Genomic DNA, 8,530 nt, shown 5'->3' on the forward strand with positions numbered 1-8,530 from the left:
CAGCCTTTGCGGTGACCGTTAATTGTTAACGGCTTAGTTTAACTCGGTATTCACCAGTTTCTTGTTCTGGATCCATTTCATCATGCCGCGGAGTTTGGCGCCGACGGCCTCGATGGGATGGGCTGCTTCACGCTTGCGGGTGGCTTTGAAGCTCGGGCAGCCGGCCTGGTTTTCCAGCATCCAGTTGCGGACGAAGCGGCCGGTCTGGATGTCTTCCAGTACGCGTTTCATCTCTTTTTTGGTTTCTTCCGTCACGATACGGGGGCCGGTGACATAGTCACCATATTCCGCCGTGTTGGAGATGGAATAGCGCATGTTGGCCATGCCGCCTTCGTACATGAGGTCCACGATGAGTTTGACTTCGTGCAGGCACTCGAAATAGGCCATTTCCGGTGCGTAACCGGCTTCTACCAGCGTTTCGAACCCGGCCTTGATGAGCTGGGTGAGGCCGCCGCAGAGCACGGCCTGCTCGCCGAAAAGGTCGGTTTCGCATTCTTCGCGGAAGTTGGTCTCGATGATGCCAGAACGGCCGCCGCCGACGGCGCTGGCGTAGGAAAGCGCGAGGTCGCGCGTCTGGCCGCTCGGGTCGGCATGGATGGCAAACAGGCAGGGAACGCCGCTGCCGCGCTCGTATTCGTGGCGTACCATGTGGCCGGGGCCTTTGGGGGCGACCATGAACACGTTGATGTCCTTACGGGGTTCGATCAGCCCGAAATGAATGGACAGGCCATGCGCGAAAGCCAGACTCGCGCCTTGCTTAATGTGCGGGGCGATCTCGTTTTTATAAGTATCGGCCTGAAGTTCGTCGGGAATTAGCACCATCAGAACATCGGCCCATTTGGCGGCATCGGCCACGCTGATGACCTCGAAATTGGCGGCCTGTGCCTTTTTAGCGGAAGCGGAACCCTCGCGCAGGGCGATCTTGATATTTTTGACGCCGCTGTCGCGCAGGTTTTGCGCATGGGCGTGGCCCTGGCTGCCGTAACCCACAATGGCTACGTTCTTGCTGGTGATGGGTTTCAGCGAGGTGTCTTTGTCGTAATAGACTTGCATGGCGATGTCCTTATTTTATGCCATTGTTACCTAATTGGGCGTCCCAAAAGGGGAAACCGGTTTGAGGCCCATGCGGGCTTCCAGCCAGCACCATACATAGACGCTGAATAAGGTAAAGTGAATCAATCCGGTCAGAAGTCCCTGAAACATCAGCCAAAGAAGCGATTCCTGACCGTTCAGCAGATTGGTGACGACAGCCCAAACTTGCAGAAAAATCATGAATATCAATATGTAAATAAAGAATGCCCCGGCCAGTTGCCAGCGCCAGCCATTGGCCATGATATCGGCCGATGCCACGGATTCAGCGGTGGGTTTGTTTTCCAGCATCAGTTCGTAATAGGCAAAACGGGCGGCAAAGAGGCGTTCGATACCCGGAACGATCATCAGGAACCCTGCCAGGATGTGTAAAAACACGCGCATCCACAGCAGCGCTGCCCGGGGCAGCAACGTGACGCTTGCGGTCACGAGCAACGCGGCGCTGGCTTCCTCACGCTGTTCGTTGCTGGCAATCAGCAGCGCATTGGCCGAGAGGAGCAACAGTTTGCTTAATATGGAAATAAGGATGGCGCCTATAAGAACTTCGGCTGGAATGTAAGAGGCGAGTATATCCAGCGTGACGGGCGCGCCGCTTTTCAGCATGTCCGGCGGGAGGTTCTGCTGCCAGGCATCGTAAAGCCATATCTGCGATAAAAAGTCCGGTATGGCGAAAAGGACCATCACCAGGCCTATGATGCGCGCATAATCCTGCCGGATCAGGCGAAATGCCCGGCCGAACTTATCGAAAATGCCGCTGGCCTGCCGCATCAGGCATTGGCTTTTTGGGAAGCCGACTGCATGCGGGTTTCATACAGGCTGCGGAAATCCACGCCATCAAGCATCAGGGGCGGGAAGCCGCCATCACGCGTGACATCGGAAATAACCCGGCGCGCATAGGGGAAGAGCGCGTAGGGGGCCTCGGCCAGCAGCAGATACTGTGCGTTTTCCATCGCCTGCTCATTGAGCATGGTGAAAATGCCCGCATATTGCACCTCGGCCAGAAAAAGCGGCTTGCCGTCAGCCACGGCCTTGGCGGCGATGATCATGATGAGCTCGTAGCTGTTGTCGTTCAGGCGCTGGGCTTTGAGGTCCACATTCAGGTCAATGGAGGGTTTGTCTTTCGGCTGGGTGAAGAGGCCAACCGGGCCTTGCGGATTTTCAAACGAAAGGTCACGCAGATAATGGGTGTTGAACTGAAAGCCGGTTTCGCCGCCGGTAACCGGCTGGGCGGTCGCCTGAGGGGCGGATTTTTTATTGCTGGCCATGATTGCATGCCTTTCTTGCGTGTTCTGAATGGAGGCATCTGTAATTGAAGGATACGGATTTGTCATCCATCAAGGGAAAATCGCCCGGCTACGCTTTTATTTTGCGTTATCCAGTGCTAAGGGTGGGCCATCAATCAGGATGGAAGAAGCCATGCAGGACGGTTTTGCATATGCGGATATAGTGGTGTTGGCACTGGTTGCCATATTTGTTGTGCTGCGGCTGCGCGGCATGCTTGGCAAGCATGTGGACCTGCCCGAGCAGCCCATCAAGCCTGACATCGAACGCCGACCCGCGGCTGTAAAGCCCGTTGCGGATGCCGCGCTGCCCGCACCGGTCAAAACCGCGAGCATGAAAGAGCCGGAAGAGGAAAACGACGCCGCTTTCATTGCCGCGTCGCAATCGGCGCAGATATCCACCGCGCTGAAGGCTATTCGCCGCCAGGACCCGAGCTTTCGCCTGCGGGATTTCATGGAGGGGGCCAAGACGGCGTTTGAAATGGTTCTGGAGGCCTACAGCAAGGCCGATCGTAAAAGCCTGAAGATGCTGCTTTCACACGCGCTGCTCGAGAGCTTCATGAGCAGCATCAAAGAGCTGAAAGCCAAGGGGCATACACAGGAAACCACGCTGATTGTCATCCGCAGCGCGGAACTGGCAGGAGCTGCCATTCACGGCAGCGTGGTGACCTTAACGGTGCGGTTTGTATCTGAACAGGTAACGCTGGTGCGCGACAAGGAAGGTAATGTGGTGGAGGGCAACCCCTCTCAGGTGGATGCCGTGGAAGATACCTGGAGCTTTGAACGCGATATCCGTTCGGCGGATCCGAACTGGAAACTGGTTGCCACCGATGTTGAGCTTTAATCCATGAAGCGGTGGCGCATAGCGGGTGGATTGTTGACCCTTGCGTTGCTTGCCGGATGCGAGAGCATGCCACCGGAGTGGCGGGATTTTTTCCAGTCGTTGAAGCGTCCGCCACAGGAAAGCGCCGTATCGTCACCAACGCAGCTGGAAACCAGCCCGGGTCCGAAGGTGATCAAGCTTGGATCACAGGTGTTGCGCATGGAGCCTGTCGCATTCGGCGCGATGGAAGGCTGGGCGGATGATGTGCAGCAGGATGCGCTGAGGGCATTCCGAGACAGCTGTATCTCGATTTTACGGATGGATGATAAAGCGCCGGTGAAGCCGGAGGTGATTGGCGGCAAGGCGGCAGACTGGAAACCCGCTTGCCAGCAGGCATTCATCGACGCCGAGGCGGATCATGCGACGGCACGCGAATTTTTTGAGGGTTACTTCACGCCTTACCGCGTCATCGGGGATAAGGAAAAACCCGCTTTTTACACCGGTTACTACGAATACAGCATGAAGGCGGAACTTAAAAGGACGCCCAAGGCGCAGATACCCATTTACGCCGTGCCGAACGACCTGGTAATGGCCGACCCGTCTGAACTGGGTGCGCCAGCAGGGCCGGTGGTTTATGGCCGAAGGCAGGGGAATGAACTGGTGCCTTATTATACGCGTGAAGAGATCGACCATGGCGATATCGCCTCCCGCGCGCGGGTGCTGGCTTATGCTTATGACCGGGTTGATCTTTTCTTTCTTCAGGTTCAGGGCTCCGGAAGGCTGGTGCTGTCCAATGGGGAAAGCCGCCGTATCGGATTCGCCGCAAAGAACGGCCAGCCTTACCATGCGATCGGAAAAACGCTGATGGAAAAGGGCTATCTGGAAAAGGACAAGGTGTCGGCAGAAGCCATCCAGACATGGCTGCGCGACAACCCCGGCAAGGCGCAGGATATCATGCATACCAACCCGTCCTATGTTTTCTTCAAATGGCAGGATGGCGATGCGCCGGTTGGGGCTTCGGGTGCGCCATTGACGCCCGAGCGTTCCCTGGCGGTGGATCGGAGCCTCCTGCCGATGGCGCTGCCCGTGTGGGTGGATACGGTCACGCCGGAATTGCCGTCCAGCCCAAGCAAAGCCTATCGGCACCTGACCATTGCGCAGGATACGGGCTCGGCCATTACGGGCCCGGGTCGCGCCGATATATTCTGGGGAAGCGGGGACGAAGCCGCCGCCATGGCCGGGGCGATGAAATCTCCCGGAGAGATGATCCTACTGCTGCCTAAAACGCGCGAGCAGGGGTTGACTGATGCTGCCGCCGCGCAACCCTAAGCGCCGCTTGCCGCGCATGCCCGCCTCGCGCGGGGTCGGGCCCGCGCACCCCTTGCCTGAAGATGCGGAAATGTGGCGGGAATCCATGAAGGATGTGCAGCCGGTAACACGGGCGGCGCGCCATAAAAGCCTGCCGGACAGCCCGCCTTTGCCCGGCAGAGCGGATTCCGCCTGCCCAGTCGTGGATTTGCATGGTATGACAGAGGCCGAGGCCTTTCACGCCGTGTGCGAGGCCGTGGCATGGAACATTGAGGCGGGCCTGAAACGCATGGTGGTGATTACCGGTATGGGCAGAAGCCGACCCGGTGGCGGGGTGCTGAAGCGTGAGCTGCCGCGCTGGCTGGAAGTGATGCCGGGTGTGGCGCGGTTTCATGTCCATGGCGCGGAATGCCGCATTGTGCTGAATGTGAGGCACAAGCCATGAAAGCAGCTCATATCCTGGTGGTGGATGATGATGAACGGCTGAGAAAGCTGTTGCAGCGCTTTTTGCTGGAGCATGGGGCGCAGGTGAGCGTGGCCGCCGATGGGCTTGAGGCACAGCAGATGATGCGGTGGTTCAGGTTTGATATGCTGATTGTGGATGTGATGATGCCCGGCATGACGGGGCTGGAGCTGGTGCATGCCATTCGTCAGGAAAGCCAGGTGCCCGTGCTGATGTTATCGGCGCTGGGGGAAGCGGATGATCGTGTGCGGGGGTTGGAACAGGGGGCCGATGATTATCTGCCCAAACCGTTTGAACCGCGTGAGCTGATCCTGAAAGTAGAGCGGATGATCCGGCGTAACCGCCCGGTTGCGCCAACCAGCGTCATGTTTGGACCGTTCAGATGGGATAAGGCGCGCAAACTATTGTGGCGCGGCAGTCAATCCATCCATTTGACCGGCGCTGAAACCACCCTGCTGGAAGCGCTGGCGGAAAAGCCCGGCCAACCCTTGACGCGCGATGAGCTGGCCCGTCTGCTTGATCTGCCAGCCGACGGCCAGAGCGAACGCGGGGTGGATGTGCATGTGACGCGCCTGCGGCGTAAAATAGAAACGGACCCCAAACAGCCTATTTACATCCGTACTCAGCGGGGCGCGGGTTACAGCCTTCAGGCATCGGGGGTGGGCGCATGAGCCGACGTCGCGCATGGTTGCGGGCCATCCTGCCGAAGACGCTTTATGCGCGCGCGCTGCTGCTGGTGCTGCTGCCAACCCTGCTGGTGCAGGCGGTGACCACCACCATTTTTTACACGCGGCACTGGGATAATGTCAGCCGCCATATGGCCATCGCGCTGGCCAATGAGGTGGCCTATGTGGCGCGGCGCGCGCAAAACCCGGATTCACGCGAGGCATCGCTTGCGCTTGCCCAGCAGTATTTCGCGCTTCAGGCATCGTTCGGGGCGCCTTTGCCACCGGAGCCCAGTTTGGATGAGGGACGGTTTGACCGCTTGCAGACAGAACTTTCCACCCGGCTGGAAGAACCGTTCAGCATTCGGAGCTTCGGTCCGGATGACGATATCCTGATGCTGATTCATCTGAAGGACGGGACCTTGCGCGTTATGGCATCGGGCAAGCGGGTAGCCAGCCCGACGACCTATATTTTCATGATCTGGATCAACGGCGCGGCGCTGGTGTTTTTGACCATTGCGGTACTTTTTCTGCGTAACCAGGTTAGGCCTATTCAACAGCTTGCCCAGGCCGCCGAGGCATTCGGCCGCGGGCAGGATGGGCTGGAGGATTACAAACCCCGCGGAGCGCTGGAAATTCGCCGGGCCGGACAGGCGTTTCTTTTGATGCGGGAGCGCATCCGCCGGCAGGTGGCCAAGCGCACGCATATGCTGGCGGCGATCTCGCACGATCTGCGCACACCGCTGACGCGCATGAAGCTGCAGATTGCCTTGATGAAAGAGGATGGCGGCAGGGAAGATCTGAGCCGTGATATCGCGGAAATGGAATATATGATCAGTGAATATCTGGATTTTGTTCGGGGCGAGGGCACCGAGCCGCCAACCGAATGTTCCATTCAGGCATTGCTGGACAATCTCGCGGCGGATTACAAACGCCAAGGCAAGGCATTTGAGCTGGAGGCCCCAAAGGATACGTCGCTGCTGCTGCGGGAACAGGCCATGCGCCGCGCTTTATCCAACCTGCTTAATAATGCCCAGCGTCACGGCACCCGCGCGCGGGTGGTCTGCCAGGTCACGCGCGCCAATGTGCGCATTACGGTGGAGGATGACGGGCCCGGCATTGCGGAGGATGATTATGGCCGCGCGCTTGAGGCCTTTCAGCGGCTGGACGAGGCCCGTACGCGCGACAATGCCGCGCATGCCGTTAAACCCGAGGGCGGGGTTGGGCTTGGCCTTGCCATTGCCAAGGATGTGGTGCTTTCCCATGGGGGGCTTATCCGGCTGGGCAGGTCGTCCATGGGCGGCCTGATGGTTGAAATCACCTTGCCCAGGTAATGCACATAACCATTGGTTGCTTATTTTTTCGCCGCATTTTAAGACCCGTTAATCAATGTGACGGCTCTATGAAGCAGTTTTGCTTGGTTTGTCAAAAAAACTTCACGCAATTGTTTTTGCCCCTGACGGTTAAATAGTTTATAAAAAATTAACCAAAAGTTTAGCAAAGCTTAACCCGACCTGCAGGAGCACCGCATGACCGACCCCCGCAACAGGCCGTTTATCCCCGGTTATTCCACCACCTATGCCTCGCCTGAAGGGGTTATTGATGCGCAAAATGACGCACATGTGCGCGGTATGGTCAGTTTTGACGTGCAGTATCTTGCCAAAACGGCGTTTGAGCAAAGCCTGATAGGCGGTTATGCGGGCATTCCGGGCAATCATGTGTTGGCTCCGGGTTCCCTGATTGATGTTCTGGCCGGCAGTGCCGGTTATCTGGCAAGCGGCAGCAACCCCGCGCTAAACAGCGATCAGCTTGCCGGCATGGCGGATCCGAATTTTCTCAATTACCTGGAATGGCGCGATGGCAGCGGTTGGGCGGTGAAGCCTGGCATGGAAGCCACGTTCAATGAGCATATGGCGGCCGTGAAAAACCAGCTTCAGGGGTTTGCCTATAGCGGCACGTTGAGTGTGGGCACCGACGGCGCCGTGCATTATGCCTATGTGCGGGATACGGGTGTGGTGTATAATCCCGCCACGCAAAGCTGGGGCCCGGGCTTTTTTGATTATGAAACCTGGACGGCTCACCCGCTGAGTGAACTCAGCCCGGATGCGCAGATCATTGCCCAGAATAATTATTACCAGACCATCCGCAGCCAGATTCGCGGTATGGAAGCCAACGGCACGGTTCCATCTTCAGCAGAATTTATTACCGAAGCGCATGACGGTCGCCTTGGATCGCCGCGATTTGAGCGTTTCCGCTATGGGCATGACGGTGATCAGGTGGAATCCGATTTTGACGATGTGTTCCAGTATAATGTGTTTCAGCCGGGTTTTGCCGATGAAGCGGTGGATTACAATACCGATTTTCTGGATCCGTCCAAATTCGCTTTCAATGTGCATAATTTCGCCACTGCCGTGCCTGAGCGCCTGAGCATCGGTTATCTCAATGAACATCCGGCCGTGCTGAACCAGGTAACGGATCTCTACCTGACGCAGGATGTGCTTGACCGTTATAAGGCCAATGCGCTGGCTGCATGGGGTGAAAGCGACGTTCGCTACCAGAGCCTTGCCACGCGTGATCTGGCAAGTGTGCGCAGTTTCATTCATGAACATATTGCCAATGGTGGCGTGGACCTGAATAACCCTGTCTATGCAGGCTTTGCTGGACTCATCAACGAAATCTGCCCGCATGTAGAATTGCTGGATGCCGGTGCGCTGCAAACCTTTAAGGACTTCATCACGGCCAATCCTTCCATGATTGACCGCTTTCTTGCCAGTCCAATTGCACAGGGTTATACCCGCGACCAGCTTGAGCAGGCTTATATGACCGCTGCTGTTCCGGTTTCAGCGGAACTGGCCGGTATTTTTGGCGATTTCGTCGATTTTTCCAAACATGCGCAAACGGC

General features: G+C 57.4%; 9 protein-coding genes. 6 read left to right on the plus strand and 3 right to left on the minus strand.

From position 1 onward, the window contains the following. Positions 1–33: 33 nt before the first annotated feature. Genes ilvC through secB form a run of 3 tightly spaced genes read right to left on the minus strand, consistent with a single transcriptional unit; the run spans position 34 to position 2,420 of the window. A complete protein-coding gene (gene ilvC, locus GC177_01180; protein ID MBI1274566.1) occupies positions 34–1,053 on the minus strand; it encodes a ketol-acid reductoisomerase in 1,020 nt (339 codons plus the stop codon). A 30-nt stretch (positions 1,054–1,083) separates the two neighbouring features. Beyond that, positions 1,084–1,857 (minus strand): hypothetical protein, encoded by a 774-nt coding sequence (locus tag GC177_01185; protein ID MBI1274567.1) that lies wholly within the window; start codon positions 1,855–1,857, stop codon positions 1,084–1,086. Beyond that, entirely contained in the window at positions 1,857–2,420 is a 564-nt protein-coding gene (gene secB / locus GC177_01190) for a protein-export chaperone SecB (GenBank protein MBI1274568.1), read from the minus strand. Before secB ends, GC177_01185 begins: the two co-directional genes overlap by 1 nt. Here secB and GC177_01195 point away from each other — a divergent pair. The 6 genes from GC177_01195 to GC177_01220 all read left to right on the plus strand — a co-directional run. Beyond that, positions 2,383–3,213, plus strand: coding sequence for a Tim44/TimA family putative adaptor protein (locus GC177_01195; GenBank protein MBI1274569.1), 831 nt, complete (start codon positions 2,383–2,385; stop codon positions 3,211–3,213). The genes secB and GC177_01195 overlap by 38 nt on opposite strands. Positions 3,214–3,216: 3 nt before the next feature. Continuing rightward, positions 3,217–4,521: a murein transglycosylase gene (locus GC177_01200; GenBank protein ID MBI1274570.1), complete on the plus strand. Its 1,305-nt coding sequence runs from the start codon at positions 3,217–3,219 to the stop codon at positions 4,519–4,521. Further along, positions 4,499–4,945 carry a hypothetical protein gene (locus GC177_01205; protein MBI1274571.1) on the plus strand — a complete coding sequence of 149 codons (447 nt, stop codon included), beginning with the start codon at positions 4,499–4,501 and terminating at the stop codon, positions 4,943–4,945. Before GC177_01200 ends, GC177_01205 begins: the two co-directional genes overlap by 23 nt. Then, complete coding sequence (locus GC177_01210) at positions 4,909–5,634, plus strand: response regulator (protein ID MBI1274572.1); 726 nt, start codon at positions 4,909–4,911, stop codon at positions 5,632–5,634. The genes GC177_01205 and GC177_01210 overlap by 37 nt, the downstream gene beginning before the upstream one ends. Then, positions 5,631–6,962 (plus strand): HAMP domain-containing protein, encoded by a 1,332-nt coding sequence (locus GC177_01215; GenBank protein ID MBI1274573.1) that lies wholly within the window; start codon positions 5,631–5,633, stop codon positions 6,960–6,962. Before GC177_01210 ends, GC177_01215 begins: the two co-directional genes overlap by 4 nt. A gap of 195 nt (positions 6,963–7,157) precedes the next feature. Next, positions 7,158–8,530: hypothetical protein (locus GC177_01220; protein MBI1274574.1), on the plus strand; the 1,373-nt coding region annotated here is incomplete at its 3' end.

The sequence above is a fragment of the bacterium genome (genome assembly GCA_016124905.1).
In the GTDB taxonomy this organism is placed as follows: Bacteria; Pseudomonadota; Alphaproteobacteria; order Rickettsiales; family RI-342; genus RI-342.